Here is a 19,807-nt window from a genome sequence, read left to right as displayed (position 1 = left end):
GACATGTCTTTGATTACCAACCACCGCACTACCGACGCTCCGAAGCAGACCCTCAATCAGGTCCGCCCCAGGCAAACGCTGAGAGACAGGTACGGCGACCGGGTCTTCAACGTCACCGCCACCGCCATCCTGCTTTTGTCCATCCTCGCTGTCGTCTACCCTCTCTACTTCATCGTGATCGCGTCCGTCAGCGATCCAAACGCGATCTATGAGGGCAAGGTCTGGCTGTTCCCTTCCGGGGTGACCCTGGAGGGTTACCAGCGGATTTTCGCGGACAGCCGGATCTGGAACGGCCTGGGCAACACGCTGATCTACACCGTCCTGGGGACCGCCATCAGTGTCAGCACGATCCTCTGCGGTGCCTACGCACTGTCCCGCAAGGACATGCCGGGCCGGAAATTTCTGATGCTCCTGTTTGTGATCACCATGTTCTTCGACGGCGGCCTCATCACCAAGTACCTGGTTGTCCGCGACCTGGGCATGCTCAACACCATCTGGGCCGTCGTGCTTCCCGGCGCCGTCGGAGTCTGGAACCTGATCATCGCCCGTTCCTTCTTCGAACACACCATCCCGAATGAGCTGCGTGAAGCTGCCCAGATGGACGGGGCGACCGACTTCAAGTTCTTCTTCAAGATGGTCCTGCCGCTGTCCAAACCCCTGATCATGCTCATGATCATGATCCACGTCGTGGCGCAGTGGAACTCGTTCTTCGACGCACTGATCTTCCTGAACGATGACACCAAGTACCCGCTGCAGCTCGTGCTGCGCAACATCCTCATCCAATCCGATGTTTCATCCACCGGAACCACCGGAGGAGACATCCAGTCCTACGCCGCAGCGCAAAGGATCGCAGAGCTCACCAAGTACGCCATGATCGTCGTCTCGAGCCTGCCGCTGATGATTGCCCTGCCATTCATGCAGAAGCACTTCACCAAGGGCGCCATGATCGGCGCCGTGAAATAGCAACAACTCCCCTCGCATCACCCGGCCCCGGCGGCAGCCGCCAGAGCCGGAAAACCACAGCTCAGAATAGGAATGACCATGGCAATCAGCCGCAAATACGCCGTCCTTGGCGCCCTCCTGACCGGAACACTGGCGTTCACCGCCTGCTCCGGCGGCAATTCCGGCTCCCCGGAGGCCGCAGACGCCTCCGCTGACTACGGGTACCAGGCGACCGGCTTCCCGATCGTCAGCAAGCAGCTGACCCTGAAGTTCTCGGGGACGAAAACGGCCCTGGCACCGGACTACAACACCATGACCGTGGTGAAGAACTGGGAAAAGGACACCAACATCCACATCGACTGGCAGAACCTGCCCGAGACGGTCTTCCAGGAAAAGAAGAACCTCATCCTGGCCAGCGGGGACCTTCCCGACGCGTTCTTCAACAGCGGCCTGACGGATGCCGAAATCGCAACGTACTCCGCCAGCGGCACGCTGATCCCGCTGGAGAACCTCATTGAAAAGAACGCGCCCAACCTCTCCAAGCTGCTCGCGGCACGGCCCGATATCAAGGCGGCGATCACTTCCTCCGACGGACACATCTACTCCCTCCCGTCCGTGGAAGAACTCGGCCTGGTCCAGTTCCCCAACGAAATCGCCATCAACACCACATGGCTGCAAAAGCTCAACATCCCCATGCCCAAGACCATCGCTGAATTCCACGACGCCCTGCTCGTGTTCAAGACCCGGGACGCGTCCGGGACAGGCAAAACCATCCCGCTGAGCTTCATGCCCGGCTCCTGGTGCGGAGACATCGTTGACCTGATCGCGGCCCTCGGCGGGGTACCTGACAACATGGACCACCGCATCGTCCAGGACAACAAAGTCATCTTCACCCCCACCCAGGACGGCTACAAAAAAGCCATCCAGACCCTGCACCAGTGGTACCAGGAAGGCCTGATCGACCCGGAATCCTTCTCCCAGGACGACAAGGCCTACCTCGCCAAGGGCAAAGCGGCCACGGAAAATCTCGGCGCGTTCGCCTGGTGGGAAATCCCCGAGATGGTCGGTGCAGAGCGCGCCAAGGACTACGCCCTTGTCCCCGTGCTCCAGGGCGTGGACGGCAAGCGTATCGCGAGCCAGTCCAACAACCAGGAAATCGCCCGCGGCGCCTTCGCCATCACCCGGGCCGACAAATACCCCGCCGCGACCATGCGCTGGGCCGACAATCTCTACGATCCCATCCAGTCCGCCCAGGCCAACTGGGGACCGATCGGTGAGACTTTGAAGAAGGACGCCAACGGGCTGCTGATCCAGATCCCGGCCCCCGCCGGAACCAGCGAAGGCGAACGCCGCCAGAAGGTTGCCCCGGGCGGCCCGAAGGCCAACACCGCGGAGAACTTCAAGACCGTCGTCGCTCCCGAACCGCGCGCGGCCGAGCGACAGAAGACCGTCAACGAGAACTACAAGCCCTTCGCGGGCAACGACGGCTACCCCGCGGTGGCACTGTCCGCCGACGAACTCCAGCAGATCAGCAGTATCGAGACCGACAGCGCCTCGCTGGTCAAGCAGAACGTCGCCAAGTGGATCGTCTCCGGAGGAATTGAGCAGGAATGGGACGGCTACGTCACCCAGCTCAAGAACATCGGCGTCGAGAAAATGATCGAGGTCTACCAGCAGGCCTACGACCGCTACAAGAAGAACTCCTAACTACCGGGAACGGGTGGGGGCCGGCGCCATCCGAGCCGGCCCTGCCCGCCCCATTCATCCCCCTGCGGCATCCTCACAAGGACCTGCATGGACCCGACCTGCCACGAAATGAGACGTCACCTTCATGACTGCCGCGACCGCCACGACAGCCGAGACCTTCCGACCGGCCCTGCACTACGCAGCCCGCAACACCTGGCTGAATGACCCCAACGGCCTGATTTTTCACGACGGCGTCTACCACCTCTACTACCAGAACAACCCGCTGGACAACGTCTGGGGAAACATGTCGTGGGGCCACGCCACCTCCACAGACCTGCTGACCTGGACCGAGCACCCCGTCGCCATCGCCTGTAACGAATTTGAAGACATCTTCTCCGGCAGCATCGTCTACGACCGCGAGAACACCAGCGGATTCGGCACCGGAGCAGCCGCGCCGCTGGTGGCCGTCTATACCAGCGCCTACAAGACTGCCTCCGCACACCACGGCATCCAGGCCCAGTCCCTGGCCTTCAGCCTCGACGGCGGCCACACCTGGACCAAATACACCGGAAACCCGGTGTTGAACCGGGAATCCGCCGAGTTCCGCGACCCCAAGGTCTTCCGCTACGACGGCGACGCCGGCAGCTACTGGGTCATGGTGGCCGTCGAAGCCAAAGACTTCGAAGTCGTCCTCTACAAATCCCTCGACCTCAAGGACTGGGAGCTATTGAGCACTTTCGGTCCGGCGAATGCGACCGGCGGCGTCTGGGAATGCCCGGACCTCTTCCCGCTGCCTGTCGACGGCGACCCGGAAAACCTTAAGTGGGTCCTGACCGTTAACCTCAACCCCGGCGGCCCCAACGGCGGTTCGGCCGGGCAGTATTTCGTCGGAGACTTCGACGGAACCACGTTCACCTCAGCCACCACGGTCACCGACGGCCCGCAAGACCCCGACAGGCTGGGCGAGTACCAGTGGCTCGACTGGGGCCGGGACTACTACGCGGCCGTCTCGTTCAGCGACGTTCCAGATGACCGACGCCTCATGATCGCGTGGATGAACAACTGGGAATACGCCAACGAGATCCCCACCTCGCCGTGGCGCAGTCCCATGTCACTGGTCCGTGAAGTGTCCCTGAAGAGCGTGGATGGGAGTTGGCGGCTGGTGCAGCAGGCCGCAGGGGAGCGGGCCCCCCACGCTGTGCAGACCCCGTCATTCAGCCTCGCGGCGATCGAATTATCTGACGGCCGGCACGTCCTGGACGGTGCAGCAGGCAGTGTCCAACGTATTGAGCTCACCGTCACGCCGGGAACAGCCGAGGAATGCGGCCTGATTGTCCGCGGCGGGGAAGCGGAGGGAACCCGCATCGGCCTCCGGCCCACGGAAGGCCGTATCGTCGTCGACCGAAGGGAATCCGGGCAAACCGACTTCCACGGATCCTTCGCGTCGATCGACACCGCCCCGATCCGGACGACGGACGGATCCTACGAGATCACCGTCTATGTGGACCGCTGCTCCGTGGAGGTGTTCGCCCAGGAAGGCCAGGTGACCCTGACCGAATTGATCTTCCCGGCCGCCACCAGCACCGAGGTCTCGCTCTACGCCACCGGGGGCACGGCAACCATCGACAGCCTAAGTGTTACTCAATACGCATAACAGTCCAGGGATTGCCGGTCCAGGGGTCGGGGTCCCGCCGACCCCACGGCGCGAGCACACCCGCCGGCGTGGGCTCGCGTTCACGACCCCGGGCCCGGAACCCCACCTGAAGAGAGACATGACATGCACGATTTAGAGGCCCCCGGGCCAGCCCGGCCGTTTCTGGACGTCGTGGTCGTCGGAGAAGCGCTCATCGACGTCGTCACCTCGCCCGAGGGGACGATCGAATACCCTGGCGGCTCACCCGCCAACGTCGCCTACGGGCTTGGCCGGCTCGGCGTCGCTACCGGGCTGCTGACCGCCATTGGCGACGACGCACACGGCGCCGCCATCGAAAAGCACCTGCACAGTGCCGGCGTCACCCTCCTGCCCGGCTCCTATTCCCTGGGCAGAACCGCGTCGGCGACAGCAACGCTTGCCCCGGACGGATCCGCCGCCTACGACTTCGACATATCCTGGGCACTGGAGCCGGTCGCTCCCGCCTGCAGCCCGAAGGTCCTGCACACCGGGTCGATCGCCACCTTTCTCGCACCGGGGGCAGGCGCGGTCAAATCATTCCTGCAGCAGTGCCGCCACGAATGCACGATCACCTATGACCCCAACATCAGGCCCGCCCTGCTCGGCAGCCACGCCGAGGCAGCGGCCATCTTCGAAGACCTCGTTCAGCTGACGGACGTCGTCAAGCTCAGCGACGAGGACGCGCACTGGCTCTACCCCCGGAAGGATCTGGAGGACACCGCGGCGCACCTGCTGGGGCTGGGTGCCGGGCTGGCCGTCATCACCCAAGGCGCCCAGGGTTCACTGCTCGCCACACATGCGGCACAGCTGAACGTTCCGTCCGTGAAATCCAGGGTCGCTGACACGATAGGCGCCGGAGACTCGTACATGGCAGCCCTGATCCTGGGCCTCCTGACCCGCGGGACCGACGGCTTCGCGCCGGCCGTCCTGGAACAGCTGGGCCGCACAGCCTCCATGGCCGCCGCCATCACCGTGCGGCGCCCGGGCGCAAACCCTCCGACGCTGGAAGAACTCCAAACCCAACTGCAGCCTGCGCCTTAGCCACAGAGCGGACTCAGCTCATCTGCCTTGCCCGCGCCGCGGATTGCGGACGGCGTTGCTTTCAGCGCGACCAGTACCAAGATCTCTTGGCCACGAACGAACACATCGGCGATGGCGGACCGAACCTGGCCCCGTTTCAGTTTCTCGACCCTGCATACCGCGACTTTTATCCCGATTGCGAGCTTTCGCTGAGCGGGTGGCATCGGGCCGCGGCTGGCCTGATATCGCATCGGAGGGTTGTCAGGTTGAAATCTATGACATTCTCACGGCTGTGCCCAAAAATAGCGATTTCCACCCTATCCTGACAGCCATCGGGAGACGGGTCTGACGTCAGGTTGGGGTGTACTCCAACTGGACGAACACGCACGAGGCCGTGTTTGACCCTCGCGGACATGTCCGCATTTCGGTGGCTCCACGGTGCGCTTCAAGCGCAGTGCACCGGCCGTCGGGAAGCCGCGCGCCAGCCGGTTGAACGTCTCCGGTCGCGCCTCGGCGCGAGGATGCTCGAGCGGTTCGGCTGCGGCCACCGGGCTGGGCCGGAGAACCCCTGCCGAGATCCAGTACTCACAACCAGGTGGAACAGCAGCGTCGGCGAGTCGTGCTCCGAGGCCCGAGCCAGCAGGGACTGACGACCATGGTGATCCTCACCCACGAAATGAAGCTGGGCCGCGACGTTGCAGACGGGGTCGTGTTCATGGAAGACGGTGCTGTATGCCAGCAGGGGCTGCCTGGATCGGTGTTCGGCCCCAACGCAGACCCACGCATTAAGCGGTTCGTTCAGACCGTTTCCGACGTTGCGCTGGACCCGGAAACACTCGTTCCTAAGCTAGCGCTCGGTCCATGTGGGGCGGACGGAGGCGGGCGATCCAGAACGGATCGTCCGCCTCCGTTCCGTCCAGGACCAATGCCGGCCACGCGTCCTTGATCATGACCTCGTAGGCTGCACCCTTCGGAGACCTACACGAGTCTGCTGGCGGCCGTGTTGCAGCTACTTCTTGTAGACAATCTTGTAGGGGGAGCGGGCGAACCAGTCTGTGTAAATCATGCCGCCCTCGAACTTTTGGAACCAGCGGTTGGCTCCGTTGTTGATTTTGTCCGACGTTGGGTAGCCCAGCCGCCCCTTCACCCCGCCCAGGCCCTTCCAAGGAATCTCGCTGGCAACCATGTGAGCGCCGCCCTTCGGCGACCAGTAGAGATCGCCGATTGTGAAGGATTGGATCGTCCCTCCCTTGAGCTTGGTCTCTGCGGAAGTCGGCAGGCCAATCCCGTCGGGTCCTCCCAGCCGAAGATAGGCATCGCGCATACCGGCAGATGTGATGATTTTCGTGCCAAACCATATGCTCCAGACGATGGCACCGCCCTTGTAAGTCTTGACGGCGCCCATCGAATACCAAATAACGCTGCCGGACGCCGCGCCCAGGAACGGGTGCTTGGCCCGGACAGAGGCAAACGTCTTGTCGATCTGAGAGGGGGTCTTGCCATTAGCAGAACTCGGCGGTGCTGGCAGGACTGCGGCGTCAGCCGGAATAGCGAATCCACCGAGAAGAATCGGGACAGCCAGAGCCACTCCCACAAGTTTGCGTGCTGCTCTTTTCATTTCCCCCCATTGACCTGCTGACCTGAGTCAACGTCCTAGATTCGGATCGAACCTTACCCCGCGAAGAGTTCTTCCGCGCAGCGCAGGACACATGACACGCCCGTGGATTCATCTGACGAGATGCGCAGAGTTCAATTTGTCATAGTCTCCGCTATCAGCTTTAGGCATTGTCGGGCGGTGCGCACCCCCGCGGCCGAGCCCCACGGAGGGTCCCAGGAAGCCCGCCCCGGCCGTAGCACAGACGCAACACAGCGCCCCGCACAGGGCCCCGCACGTAGTCTGTTGATATGCCTCGTTATGCGCTCGACATCGAATCCGTCCCCCGTCCTGCACGCGCCCAGGCGCTCCTGGATGCGGTGAACCACCGGGTGGTCATTGCCGACGGGGCGATGGGCACCATGCTGCAGGGCCGGGAACTCTCGCTCGAGGCCGACTTCCAGAACCTGGAGGGCTGCAACGAGATCCTCAACGACACCCGCCCGGACGTCATCGGGGACATCCACGATGCCTACTTCGCCACGGGCATCGACGCGGTCGAAACCAACACCTTCGGCGCGAACTGGTCCAACCTCTCCGACTACGGCATCGACAGCCGGATTGAGGAGCTCGCCCGCAAGGGCGCGGAGATCGCCAGGGAGCGCGCCGAGGCGGCGGAGAAAACCGACGGACGGATGCGGTGGGTCCTGGGCTCGATGGGACCGGGCACCAAGCTCCCCAGCCTCGGGCACACCAGCTACGACTACCTCAAGCAGACCTTCGCCCTGCAGGCCGAGGGCCTCATCGACGGGGGAGCGGATGCCTTCCTCATCGAGACCAGCCAGGACCTCCTGCAGACCAAGGCCGCCGTCAACGGCTGCAAGCAGGCGATCGTGGCCCGCGGCATCCGGCTCCCCATCTTCGTCGAGGTGACCGTGGAAACCACGGGCACTATGCTGATGGGCTCCGAGATCGGCGCCGCGCTCACGGCGCTGGAGCCGCTCGGCGTCGACGCCATCGGCCTGAACTGCGCCACCGGCCCGGACGAGATGAGCGAGCACCTGCGCCACCTGTCCAAGCAGTCCTCCGTCGCGATCGCCTGCATGCCCAACGCCGGCCTGCCGATCCTTGGCGCCAACGGCGCGCACTATCCGCTATCACCCACCGAACTCGCCGCCGCGCACGAGCAGTTCGTGCGGGAATTCGGCCTGGGGCTCGTCGGCGGGTGTTGCGGTACGACGCCGGAGCACATGGCCGCCGTCGTCGAACGTCTTGCGCCCTTGCGCGACAGCGTGGCCGTCACCAGCGGCGGGAGGGGCGCCGACGGCGAACGCCTCCCCACCGAGCGTGAAGCAGGCATCGCGTCCCTCTACCACCACGTGAATTTCGACCAGGAGTCCGCGTACCTCGCCATTGGCGAGCGCACCAACGCGAACGGTTCGAAGGCGTTCCGCCAGGCGATGCTGGAAGAGCGCTGGGACGACTGCGTCGATATCGCCCGTGAGCAGGTCCGCGTCGGCGCACACCTGCTCGACGTCTGCATCGACTACGTGGGGCGCGACGGCGCGGCCGACATCAAGGAGGTCGTCTCACGTTTCGCGTCGGCCTCCACGCTCCCGCTCGTCATCGACTCCACCGAACCGCCCGTCCTGCGGGCCGGGCTCGAACTCATCGGCGGACGCCCGGTGGTCAACTCCGTCAACTACGAGGACGGCGACGGCCCGGACAGCCGCTTCGCGCGCATCATGCCGCTCGTGAAGGAACACGGCACGGCCGTGATCGCCCTGACCATCGACGAGCACGGCCAGGCCCGCACCACCGACGGTAAGGTGGCCATCGCCTCGCGCCTCGTCGACGCCCTGGTGGGCGAATGGGGGATGTGCGTCGAGGACATCATCGTTGACGCCCTCACGTTCCCCATCGCCACCGGCCAGGAAGAAACCCGCCGGGACGGCATCGAAACGATCGAGGCCATCCGCCAGATCACCACGAAGTACCCCGGCATCCAGACCACCCTCGGCGTCTCCAACGTGTCCTTCGGCCTGAACCCGGCGGCGCGCATGGTCCTGAACTCGGTGTTCCTGCACGAGGCCGTGCAGGCGGGCCTGACCAGCGGCATCATCGACGCCGCCAAGATCGTGCCGCTCGCCTCACTGCCGGAGGAGCAGCGCAAGGTGGCCCTGGACCTCGTCTGGGACCGCCGCGAATACGACGCCGACGGCAACGTCACGTACGATCCCCTGGCCAGCATGCTGGACCTGTTCGCCGGCGTCGACACCGCAGCGCTGAAGGACCAGCGCGCCGCGGAACTCGCGGCGCTGCCCACCGGCGAACGCCTGCAGCGGCGCATCATCGACGGCGAGGGCAAGGGCCTTGAAGAGGACCTCGACCTGGCGCGGGCCGAGGGCATGACCCCGCTCGGCATCATCAACGACCAGCTGCTCGAAGGCATGAAAGTTGTGGGTGAGCGCTTCGGCGCGGGCGAAATGCAGCTGCCCTTCGTGCTGCAGTCCGCCGAGGTGATGAAGAACGCGGTGGCTTTGCTCGAGCCGCACATGGAGAAGTCGGATGCGTCGGGCAAGGGCACCATGGTGATCGCCACCGTGCGCGGCGATGTGCACGATATCGGCAAGAACCTGGTGGACATCATCCTCACCAACAACGGCTACAAAGTGGTCAACATCGGCATCAAGCAGGGGATCGCCGAGATCATTGCCGCGGCCGAAGAGCACGACGCGGACGTGATCGGCATGTCGGGCCTGCTCGTGAAGTCCACGGTGGTGATGAAGGAGAACCTCGCCGAACTGCAGTCCCGGGGGCTCGCGAAGAAGTGGCCAATCATCCTCGGCGGCGCAGCCCTGACCCGCGCCTACGTGGAGCAGGACCTTGCGGAGCAGTTTGAAGGCACCGTCAGGTACGCCAAGGACGCCTTTGAGGGCCTGACACTCATGGAACCCCTGGTGCAGGTGGCCCGCGGCGCCGATCCCGACGCCGTCGGCCTTCCGCCGCTGAAGAAGCGGATCCATAAGGGAGGGCCGAAGTTCACGGTCACCGAGCCGGAGGCGATGCCCGGCCGTTCCGACGTCGCCACCGACAACCGCGTGCCGTCGCCGCCGTACTGGGGCACGCGCATTGTGCGCGGCGTCGCGCTCCACGACTACGCTACGTTCCTCGACGAACGCGCCACCTTCATGGGGCAGTGGGGGCTCAAGCCCGGCCGCGGCGAGGACGGCGCCTCTTACGAGGAGCTCGTGGAACGCGAGGGCCGGCCGCGCCTGCGGTACTGGCTGGACCGCATCCTCGGCGAGGGCATGCTCGACGCGTCGGTCGCGTACGGCTACTTCCCGGTGGTCTCCGAAGGGGAACAGGTGGTGGTGCTGCACCACGGCGAGGACCGCGACGGCGTCCTCGGCACCCCGGGCCTGCTCGCCCCCGACGGCGGATCAGACGGTCCGATCGGCACCGAGCGGCTGCGTTTCGACTTCCCGCGCCAGCGCCGGGACCGGCACCTGTGCCTCGCGGACTTTGTGCGCTCGCGCGAATCGGGGCAGATCGACGTCCTGCCGGTGCAGCTGGTCACCGCCGGCAACAAGATCGATGAGGTGACGGCCGAGCTGTTCAAGGGGAACCACTACCGGGACTACTACGAGCTCAACGGCTTGGTCATGCAGCTGACCGAGGCGCTGGCGGAGTTCTGGCACGCACGCATCCGTTCCGAGCTGGGGTTCGCGGCCGAGGAGCCGAAGGACAAGGCCGGCTTGTTCAAGTTGGACTACCGCGGCGCACGGTTCTCGCTCGGCTACCCGGCGTGCCCGGACATGGAGGACCGCCGCAAGGTGACGGAACTGCTGCGTCCGGAGCGGATGGGCGTGGTCCTGAGTGATGAGCTGATGCTGCACCCCGAGCAGTCCACCGACGCGTTCGTGTTCCACCACCCGGAGGCGAAGTACTTCAAGGTGTGAGTTGAAGCCGGTCCCTGTCCTGGCTGGGTTGGGCCTGGGCGACCTGCCCTCCCTGGCTGGTGACCGGCTTCACCCGCCGGAGGGCGGCGAGAATGGCCCGCCCCACCAGGGTGATGCCGACGATCGTCGTGATGGCACGGAGCGTGTCCCATCCGGCGGTCGAGGTCAGGAGCGAGTAGAGCAGGAAGCTGCTGAGGTTGGTGGACAGGGGCGCGCCGGGCACGTAGGAGATGCCGGTGCCGGCGCCGACCGCGAACGGCCAGAACCACAGGTTGGTCAGCAGGCCGAACGCGTAGGACGCCAGCGCCCCGTAGCCGCACAGCATCCATAGCTCGGCTTTGCCGCGCACCCGGCGGGGGAGCAGGCCCGCCCCGGCGCCCACCCACGCGCAGGCGAAGATCTGGAACGGCGTCCAGGGCCCAATGCCGCCCCACACGACGCTCGACACGGCGATGGTGGCCGCGCCGAGGAGCAGGCCGAAACGGGCACCGAAGGCGCGGCCGGCCAGGATCAGCAGGATAAAGACCGCCTCCACACCGCCGACGCCGGTGCTGGCCACCCGCACGGCCGAGCCGATGGCGGCCAGCACGCCGAGCAGCGCCACCGTGTGCGCGGAGCGGACCGAGCCGTCCAGGGAAACCACGACGGCGACCGCGGCAACCGGCGCGATGGCCATGGCCGCGTAGGGGAGGGCCGCGGCGGCGTCCCCCGGGAGGGCTGCTGCGAGCAGCGGCCAGCAGAACGCGGCCAGGGCCACCAGGTTCGCGGCAGCGAGCACTGCGAACTCCACGCCCCGGGGCAGCCGGATGCGGGGGGCTTTCACTGCCGCGCCGGGATTCTCCGGCTGCCGGCCGGGGAGCCGCGGCCCCGCAACGGGCAGTGTCGTGACGCTGCGTGCGGCGACAGGTTGCGTTGTGGTGCTTCGCGCTGTGCTGGCCCCGGCTGTGACAGTTTCGGCCACAGACGAGGGGGCGACGCCGTCGCACATCGGGAGGATCCGGGCGCCGAGGCCGCGGGCAAAATCGAGGTCGTGGGTGGCGATCAGGACCGCCGCGCCGTCTTCCGCCGCGGCCCGCAGCGCCGCCGCGACCGCCGTGCGTGCCTCGGCATCGAGCCCGCGGGTCGGCTCGTCGATCAGGAGAACCTGGGGATCGTCCATGGTCTGCAGCGCAATCGCCAGGATTCTGCGCTCCCCGGCGGAGAGGTCCCGCGGGTGCTCGTGGCCGATCGGCATCCGGACGTCGCCCCGAAGGCGTCCAAGGCGCGCTTCCGCGGACATGGGCGGGACATGCTCAGTCCCCGGGCGGTGCCGGTTTGAACGACGCCAGCTTGAACGATGGGATGTGCGGTCCCGGCGTCGTTCGGCCGCTCGAAGCTCTGCCGCGACCGTGTCCCTCGTGAAAAGGTCGTCGGAGGCATCCGGGACGAGGGCGACGCGGCCGCCGTCGAGCGTCTTTGTCTCGGCCGCGCTGTCACCTGGTGTGCCCTGTCCCAAGGCAAGCGCCACCAGGAGGGACGACTTCCCGGCCCCGTTCGGCCCCACCAGGGCGACCACTTCACCGCGGTGCAGGGTCAGCGAAGCCTCACGCACCAGCGGCTTGCCCGCACGGTGTACCGCGAGGCTTGTCGCGGTCAGCACGGGCGCGTGCTCCGTGTCCGGAACGGGCATCGGGTGGGCAGCAGCCGGGGCTGAAGCGGCCGGTGGGGTCGGCGCGATGCCCGGCACCAGGGCGCCGCCGTCGAGGGTCCACCAGGCGTCGGCGACGGGGACGAGCGCTTCCGCCCGGTGCTCCGCCACGATGACGCAGACACCCTCGTCGCGGGCGAGGGCGTGGAGCACTGCGATGACGCGTCCGCGGGCCGCGGTGTCGAGGTCGGCGAGGGGTTCGTCAACCAGGAGCAGGGCCGGGTGGTCCACGACGGCGGCGGCGATGGCCACGAGCGTTGCCTCACCGGCCGAGAGGGTGCTGAGGTTCCGGTCCAGCAGGGCTGTCACGCCGATTCTTTCCGCGGCGTCCAGCGCCCGGATCTTGGCGGGGCCGGCCGCCACGCCGCGCAGCTCGAGTGCGAGAGCGATTTCGTCCCGGACCCGGGTGGCGGCGAAGGCGGTGCGGGGGTTCTGCAGGACGACGCCGATCCGGCGCGCGGTATCGCGCGGCGGCGTGGCGGCACGGTCCGTCCCGGCGACGCGCACCGTGCCGGAGATGTCCCCGCCGTCCACATGGGAGAGCAGCCCCGCGATGCCGCGCAGGATCGTGGACTTGCCGGAGCCGGTCGGCCCCGTGATGACCGTGATTGAGCCGCCCGGGGGCGTGAATCCGGTGACGCGCACCCGTGCGTCACCAATGCGGAACTGGGCGTCCCGGACGAGAACCGGTGCATCGGCGTCGGCCGCGGGCTGGTGGGCTGCGCGGCTGCCGAAGCCGCGCAATTCCAGGGCCGCGGCCACGCGGCCGGCATGTTCGAGGGTGCGCTCGAGCACGGGGACCAGCGCTCGGGCTCCGAAGCGTTCGCCCCGCAGCCGGAACGCCAGGCGTACGGAGGAGACGGCGTCGGAGAGCGCCGGAAGCGCCGCCCACGCCACCACGAGCGTCCGGGCGGTGCCCTGCAGGGGGCCGCCGCGGGCCAGGTGCCGGAAGCCGCGGGCCACGTCGACGCAGGCGTTGAGCAGGCCGAAGCCGAGGATCATCGCGGCGATCGGCACGGCGGACAGGACGGCAGCCCAGAGGCCGGGCGCCGTGACCGGACCGAGGAGGACCACATGGGCGAACGGGGGAGGCAGCGGCACCGGCGGCAGGTTCAGCAGAACCGGTTCCCCGGTGCCCGCCCCGTTGAAGAGGATTCGGTAGACGACCCGCGCCGCGATGAAGACGGCGGCGAGAGCCGCCCCTGCACGTAACGGCGCGGGTCGAAAGGTCATGCTGCGGGTGCGGACGGGGCGTCGTCGACCGTGAAGAGCAGTTCCAGGCTCTCGCCCGGGCTGACCTTCAGGGTGCCGAGGCCTTCCTGCGCGTAGGCCCAGGCGCCGGCGGCCGGCTTGACCCACAGGGACCAGTAGGCGAACGCGGCGGGCATCTTGCTGCAGTCTTCCCGGTACGTGCCGCCCTTGTGGGCGATGTCAAGGTCTGCGGCGGGTACGCCGTTCACGCGGCACACCAGTTCCGTGGGGTAGGCGGCGGTGCCCTCGGTCTTGATCTTGGCGTCCGCGAGGACCTTGGACGCGAGAGTCGGCCCGTCCACGGGCACGCATACGGACGTATCAGCGGCGGCCTGCTTCAGGGAGGCCGAATCGGTGATGACCTTCACGCCGGCGCAGGGCTCGGCGGCAGCGCTGGCTGAAGCTGCCGCCGTGGAAGCCGGTGCGGAGGTGGTGGGCTGGGTGGCGGCCGGCGTGGAACAGGCGGCGAGGGTAAACAGGAGACCTGCGGCGGCGAGGGAGCTCGCGGCGGCGGTGCGGATTTTGGTCAAAGTCACCTGTCAAGGGTAGGACGTGGCCTGCTCGGATCAGGCTGCCGTCACGTTGTGTGACGTGAGGTATCCCAGGTCCGCACCGTGCTGCTAGTCAGCGAGGATGAGGTAGAGAGCGCGGCGGGTCTCGTCCATCTTTTCGATCGCGGCGGCGCGCTGATCCTCAGTCGCGGAGAAGCGGAACTGGTGAATGACGCCCATGAGCTTGGCCACGCTCTGGTGGAACGCGGCACCGGATCCTTGGCCCTCGGTATTCCAGGCGTTATCCAGTTCCTCGGCGTGGGCAGCGACGTACTCCCGGCCGGCGTCGGTGAGCGTGAACTCGGTGCGCCGTCCGTCGCCTTCGGGGGCGATCAGGTCCTCGTCGACGAGTTGCTGCAGCGTCGGGTACACGGAGCCCGGGCTGGGCCGCCAGGCGCCCGAGGTCTTCTCCGCGATGGTCTTGATCAGGCCGTAGCCGTTGGAGGGTGCTTCGGCCAGGAGGGAGAGAATCGCCGCACGGACGTCCCCCTTGCTGGCGCGGCGGGGACCACCGGGGCCGAATCCGGGGCCGAAGCCCGGCCCGAATCCTGGGCCGAAGCCGCGGCCCGGGCCGAAGCCGCCATGCCCGTGGGGTCCGCGCCGGCTCCGCCCACGCCCGAAACGTCCGTCGGCGGGTCCGCCGCCGGAAAATTTGTCGTCGTAAATGCCTTTCATAGCGGCATCTTCCTTCCGTTGAATAAAGTTCTGCTGGTACCACCGATCCTTCGGCGATAGTTAACGATATATCGGAGAGTGTCGGAGGGCAAGGGGGTGGGCGAGAGATCTGTGCGGTGCGTTGCCGTAACACGCCAAAAGGATTCTTCGCCAGACAACGGTTCAGACCAGGGCGGCCGCAATCGTGCGGTCCAGGGCTCGCGCAATGTTCGACGTGACGCTTGACACGTGTCCGACGGCGGCTCTACTGTGATGCCAAGTCGATTTGGCAAAACGGTTTTTCACTCAGACTTGAAGTGTCCCAAGCCCCACCCAACCGTAGATTCCGTCCAAAGAAAGGGAGTCGACAGCGATGTCTTCTCGAACCACGATTTCCCGGATCGCCGCCCTCGGCGGGCTGTCCACCGCGGTGCTTCTGGCAGCAACCGCCTGCGGCGCGGGGGGCCCGGCTGCAACGCCGGGTAGCGCCGCGAGCACCGTCAACGTCCTCGTCGAGGCGGGTGGCCATGCCGAACTGACAGGCATTGCCGAACAGTGCAAGAAGGACACGGGCGTTGACGTCAACTTCGTCGAACTGCCCTACGACGGCATGTTCAACAGGCTCTCCAGCGAGTTCTCCTCCGGCAACGTTTCCTTCGACGTCGCCGCGCTGGACTCCGTCTGGCTTCCCAGCTTCAAGGACGCGGTCCAGCCCATTGACGAACTCTTCACCGACGACGCGAAGAAGGACATCTTCCCCGCGCTCGTGAAGGAAGCGAACGTGGACGGGCACTTCATCGGCATGCCGGCCTGGACCAACTCCGAAATCATCCTGTACCGCAAGGACCTGTTCGAGGACGCCAAGAACAAGGCCGACTTCAAGACCAAGTACGGTTACGACCTCGCCGCGCCGACCACCTGGAAGCAATACCAGGACATCTCCGAGTTCTTCACGAAGGACGGCATGTACGGCACTGACGTGAAGGGTGGCGTCGAAACCGAATGGCTGGCCCATGTCCTCCAGGCCGGTTCCCCGATGGTCCTCGATGCGAACAACAACGTCGTGATTGACAACGCCGCGCACAAGGAAGCCCTCGACTTCTACACCAGCCTGGCCAAGTCGGCCCCTCCCGGCGCCGCTCAGGTGGACTGGGCAGCAGCGCAGAACCTGTTCAACCAGGGCAAGACTGCGATGACCCGGTTCTGGGCCCACGCCTACCGGCAGATCCCCAAAGATTCCCCGGTTGCCGGCAAGGTCGGCGCCGCTCCGATGATCGGCGGCACTGCCGGGGTGGCCGGTGTTCCCGGCCCCTGGTACCTCTCCGTGCCCAAGGCAACCAAGAACAGCGATGCTGCCAAGAAGTTCGTCAAGTGCGCCTATGACCACAATGACCTCGGCATCGAATCCAGCCTAGGCCTGGCCGCCCGCATCTCGGCCTTCGAGAAGTACCAGGACAAGCCGGGCTACGAGAGCTTCAAGCCGCTCATCGAAACCCTCAAGGGCCAGGCAACCGCCACGCGGCCTGCCACTGCCAAATGGCAGCAGATCGTGGACACCGTCCTGGTTCCCCTGCTGCAAAAGGCCGTAGCGGGCGGCGACTCCACCGCTCTCCTGGCCGACGCGAAGAAGCAGATCCAGGACCTCCTCAAGTAAAGACTCCGCGGCCGGCACCCTGCCAGCGCGGCACCGTCAGCAACGGCGGTGCCGGCCGCGGCCCCAACCAGCGGAAGAGAAAACCGTGCGTATCTCCGATCGCCGCTTCGCCCTGTACCTCATGGCCCCGGCGGCCTTGTTCCTGGCAGTATTCGTGGCCTACCCGCTGTTCCGCCTCGTGGCAGACAGCTTCTTCAAGATCTCGCCGATCGCCGGCGGTCCCCGCGCCTTCGTGGGCCTGGATAATTACGTTCGGGCCTTCACCTCGGAGGCTTTCATAGGTGCGGGCTGGCGCACTCTCGCCTACACCTTGGTGGTGGTTACGCTCGAGTTTGCCCTGGGCCTGGGCATGGCCTTGCTATTCACCACCCTGGGGCGCAAGTCCGAGATCTGGCGGACAGTGTTCCTGTACCCGCTGATGATCGCGCCCATCGTCGCGGGCCTGCTGTGGAAGTTCCTCATGATCGACAACTTCGGCCTCATCGGCACCCTCCTGCACCAGGCCGGCATCCTGCAAAACCCCAACCAGATCGGCTGGCTGTCCGACCCGGGCATCGTCCTCTTCTCCGTGGCCGTCCCGGACATCTGGCTCACCACTTCCTTCATGTGCCTGGTGCTGTTTGCCGGACTCCAGAACATTCCCGGTGACCTCATCGAGGCGGCCCGGCTCGACGGCGCCAAGGCCCCGACGCTGCTCTTCAGCATCATCCTGCCGCTCCTGCGCCCCGTTATCGCCGTGGCATTGGTGGTGCGCGGCATCGACGCAGCCCGCGCCTTCGACACCATCCTGATCCAGACCAACGGCGGCCCCCAGTCGGCTTCCGAAACCATGAGCCTGCTGATCTACCGGACCATGATCCGCTTCGGCGATCCTGGACTGGCCAGCGCCATGGGCACCATCTACCTTGTCGCGATGCTCGCTGTCGCGTTCTTCGCGGTGGCCACCATTTGGCGGCCAGGAAAGGACAACTGATGCGCGTCGCCGAACAAACCAGGGCCGACGGCGGGAAGGCACCTGCAGTGCCTGCCGTTAGCTCTGTGCCGACCACCACGCCTGCCGGCGCCCGCAAGCGCCGGGGTGTGAACCGCGAAGGCCTGGAAGCGGGCAAACGCAGCACCCGCGCGTTGCTGTGGATCCTTCTTGCAGCCGCCATGGTCCTCTACGGTTTTCCGTTCCTGTACCTGCTGTTCACCTCCTTCAAGACGCCGATCGACACCATCGCCGTGCCGCCCACGATCCTTCCCAAGGAATGGACGCTGGAGAACTACACCAACGCCCTGGGCCGCAACGGAGTTCTGGCCTCCTTCATCAACAGCGTCCAGACGGCGGTCATCAGCACGATCCTGTCTCTCGGACTGGCCGTGCCGGCCGCTTACGGCATCACCCGTTACAAAACGCCAAGCGGCCGGGTGTTCATTATGGCGGCTCTTGTGACCCGGATGGTGCCGCCGGTCGCCATCGGCATCCCCCTCGCCTCCATGATGGCGACGGCGGGACTCGCTGACACGCCCATCGCCCTGTCCATCGCCCACACCACGATTTCGTTGCCGCTCTCGATCTGGCTGATGTCCAGCTTCTTCGAGGCCGTTCCCAACGACCTGGAAGAGGCAGCCACGGTGGACGGATGCAGCCGGCTCGGCGCCCTGTGGCGGGTGGTGATCCCGGTGGTGTCCGGCGGCATCGCAGTCACCGCGATCTTCGCCTTCCTGGCCTCCTGGAACGAGTTCCTTTTCGCCCTCCTCATGACGGCCATCCGCTCGCAGACCACACCCGTGGTGATTGCGAACTTCCAGACCCAGTTCGGGCTGGACTGGGGATCCATGACGGCGCTCGCGGCCGTGTACTCGATCCCGGTCATCCTCCTCACGCTGATCTTGCAGCGCAAGATCGTCGCAGGCATGACACTCGGCGCCGTCAAGGGGTAGAACATGGAATTCCGGCAGCCAAACGGCCCGCCTCACGGCGTGGCACAGGGGAGTGGACGATTCCTCGGTAGCCTACGAGTAGACGCGGACCCTCAAGAGCATCACCAACCATAAGGACGTGGGAGAGATGAGCAACAAGAACATCGGTATCAAGGACGTGGCCGCCGCGGCCGGCGTCTCTGTGACGACGGTCTCCCACGTCCTCAATGACGTCGTCTACGCCCGGGTCGGAGCAGAGACGAGGGAACGGGTCCAGGAAGCGGCCCAGCGGCTCGGCTACGGGCCGAACCGGCTGGCGCAGGCCCTTCGCACCCAACGTTCGGGCATGATCGGGTTCATCAGCGAGGACATCGCGACCACGCCCCACGCCGGCCGGATCATCCTCGGCGCTGACGAGGCCGCCAAAGCCCGAGGGTACAACCTCATGATCATCAACACCCCGGGCTCGGCCAGCCTCGAATCGCGGCAAGCCGACGTGGAGGCCCTCCTGGAACACCGGGTGGACGGGATCCTCTACGCCACCATGTACCACCGCAACGTGGAGCTGCCGGCCAACCTCGGCAGCGTGCCCTCCGTTTTGGTCGACTCGGTGGCCACGGGCGGAAACATCACAGCCGTGATCCCGGACGAGGAAGGCGGTGCGCGCGCCGCCGTGGGCGCGCTCCTCGAAGCGGGCCACACCCGGGTGGGCTTCATCAACAACACCGATGATGTTCCCGCAACGCGTCAGCGGCTCCAGGCCTTCCGGGACACGCTGACTGAAGCAGGGCTCGACGGCGACGCGGCACCTGTCGAGTCCGACGTCTCCGAGGTGCAGGGCGGCTATGAAGCGGCGAGGCGGATCCTGGCACGAGAGGACCGGCCCACCGGTTTGTTCTGCTACAACGACCGCATGGCGATGGGAGCCTACCGCGCCGCTGCGGAGTTGGGACTTGCCATCCCCGCCGACCTTTCCGTCGTCGGCTTCGATGACCAGGAACTGATCGCCGCCAACCTCCACCCGGGCCTCACCACCGTCGCCCTGCCGCACTACGAGATGGGTGCCTGGGCCACCGAGCACCTGATTGACGCCGTTGAGGGGAAGACCGACCTTACCCTCATGGCGATTCACCCGACCATTCTGAACTGCCCCCTGGTGCGCCGCGACTCCGTCACGGCTCCCCGGCACTAGGCAGCCAGCCCCTTCCACTTCCCAAAAGGAACGCCAG

13 protein-coding genes are annotated in these 19,807 nt (G+C 66.2%); 9 read left to right on the top strand and 4 right to left on the bottom strand.

The features are described from left to right. Positions 1-3 precede the first annotated feature (3 nt). The 4 genes from CFN17_RS02780 to CFN17_RS02765 all read left to right on the top strand — a co-directional run bounded on the left by CFN17_RS02780 (position 4) and on the right by CFN17_RS02765 (position 5,341). On the top strand, positions 4-963 hold the full coding sequence (locus CFN17_RS02780; RefSeq protein WP_208749866.1) for a carbohydrate ABC transporter permease: 960 nt from the start codon (positions 4-6) through the stop codon (positions 961-963). A gap of 78 nt (positions 964-1,041) precedes the next feature. Further along, positions 1,042-2,649 (top strand): ABC transporter substrate-binding protein, encoded by a 1,608-nt coding sequence (locus CFN17_RS02775; RefSeq protein ID WP_208749865.1) that lies wholly within the window; start codon positions 1,042-1,044, stop codon positions 2,647-2,649. A gap of 124 nt (positions 2,650-2,773) precedes the next feature. Further along, a complete protein-coding gene (locus CFN17_RS02770) occupies positions 2,774-4,282 on the top strand; it encodes a glycoside hydrolase family 32 protein (RefSeq protein ID WP_208749864.1) in 1,509 nt (502 codons plus the stop codon). A gap of 123 nt (positions 4,283-4,405) precedes the next feature. Beyond that, complete coding sequence (locus CFN17_RS02765; protein ID WP_208749863.1) at positions 4,406-5,341, top strand: carbohydrate kinase; 936 nt, start codon at positions 4,406-4,408, stop codon at positions 5,339-5,341. Between the two features lie 988 nt (positions 5,342-6,329). Here CFN17_RS02765 and CFN17_RS02760 read toward each other — a convergent pair. Continuing rightward, positions 6,330-6,908 carry an LGFP repeat-containing protein gene (locus CFN17_RS02760; protein ID WP_208749862.1) on the bottom strand — a complete coding sequence of 193 codons (579 nt, stop codon included), beginning with the start codon at positions 6,906-6,908 and terminating at the stop codon, positions 6,330-6,332. A 317-nt stretch (positions 6,909-7,225) separates the two neighbouring features. On the opposite strand from CFN17_RS02760, the gene metH reads away from it, so the two are divergent. Continuing rightward, positions 7,226-10,876 carry a methionine synthase gene (metH, locus tag CFN17_RS02755; protein WP_208749861.1) on the top strand — a complete coding sequence of 1,217 codons (3,651 nt, stop codon included), beginning with the start codon at positions 7,226-7,228 and terminating at the stop codon, positions 10,874-10,876. Here the strand turns inward: metH and CFN17_RS02750 are convergent. From CFN17_RS02750 to CFN17_RS02740, 3 genes are all read right to left on the bottom strand, one after another. After that, positions 10,866-13,796, bottom strand: a complete 2,931-nt coding sequence (locus tag CFN17_RS02750) for an ATP-binding cassette domain-containing protein (protein WP_208749860.1) — start codon at positions 13,794-13,796, stop codon at positions 10,866-10,868. The two genes, metH and CFN17_RS02750, sit on opposite strands and share 11 nt — an antisense overlap. Then, complete coding sequence (locus tag CFN17_RS02745) at positions 13,793-14,350, bottom strand: hypothetical protein (RefSeq protein ID WP_208749859.1); 558 nt, start codon at positions 14,348-14,350, stop codon at positions 13,793-13,795. The genes CFN17_RS02750 and CFN17_RS02745 overlap by 4 nt, the downstream gene beginning before the upstream one ends. 84 nt (positions 14,351-14,434) lie before the next feature. Further along, complete coding sequence (locus tag CFN17_RS02740) at positions 14,435-15,040, bottom strand: PadR family transcriptional regulator (RefSeq protein WP_208749858.1); 606 nt, start codon at positions 15,038-15,040, stop codon at positions 14,435-14,437. A 352-nt stretch (positions 15,041-15,392) separates the two neighbouring features. On the opposite strand from CFN17_RS02740, the gene CFN17_RS02735 reads away from it, so the two are divergent. The 4 genes from CFN17_RS02735 to CFN17_RS02720 all read left to right on the top strand — a co-directional run bounded on the left by CFN17_RS02735 (position 15,393) and on the right by CFN17_RS02720 (position 19,770). Then, positions 15,393-16,673 (top strand): ABC transporter substrate-binding protein, encoded by a 1,281-nt coding sequence (locus CFN17_RS02735; protein ID WP_208749857.1) that lies wholly within the window; start codon positions 15,393-15,395, stop codon positions 16,671-16,673. A gap of 85 nt (positions 16,674-16,758) precedes the next feature. Continuing rightward, positions 16,759-17,646 (top strand): carbohydrate ABC transporter permease, encoded by an 888-nt coding sequence (locus tag CFN17_RS02730; RefSeq protein WP_208749856.1) that lies wholly within the window; start codon positions 16,759-16,761, stop codon positions 17,644-17,646. Further along, entirely contained in the window at positions 17,646-18,599 is a 954-nt protein-coding gene (locus CFN17_RS02725; protein WP_208749855.1) for a carbohydrate ABC transporter permease, read from the top strand. Before CFN17_RS02730 ends, CFN17_RS02725 begins: the two co-directional genes overlap by 1 nt. A 127-nt stretch (positions 18,600-18,726) precedes the next feature. Further along, on the top strand, positions 18,727-19,770 hold the full coding sequence (locus CFN17_RS02720) for a LacI family DNA-binding transcriptional regulator (protein ID WP_208749854.1): 1,044 nt from the start codon (positions 18,727-18,729) through the stop codon (positions 19,768-19,770). Positions 19,771-19,807: the final 37 nt, after the last annotated feature.

This window comes from Arthrobacter sp. PM3, from assembly GCF_003352915.1.
Classification (GTDB): domain Bacteria; phylum Actinomycetota; class Actinomycetes; order Actinomycetales; family Micrococcaceae; genus Arthrobacter.
The sequence above is the reverse complement of the archived record's forward strand: the minus strand, read 5'-3'. Positions and strand labels throughout refer to the sequence as shown.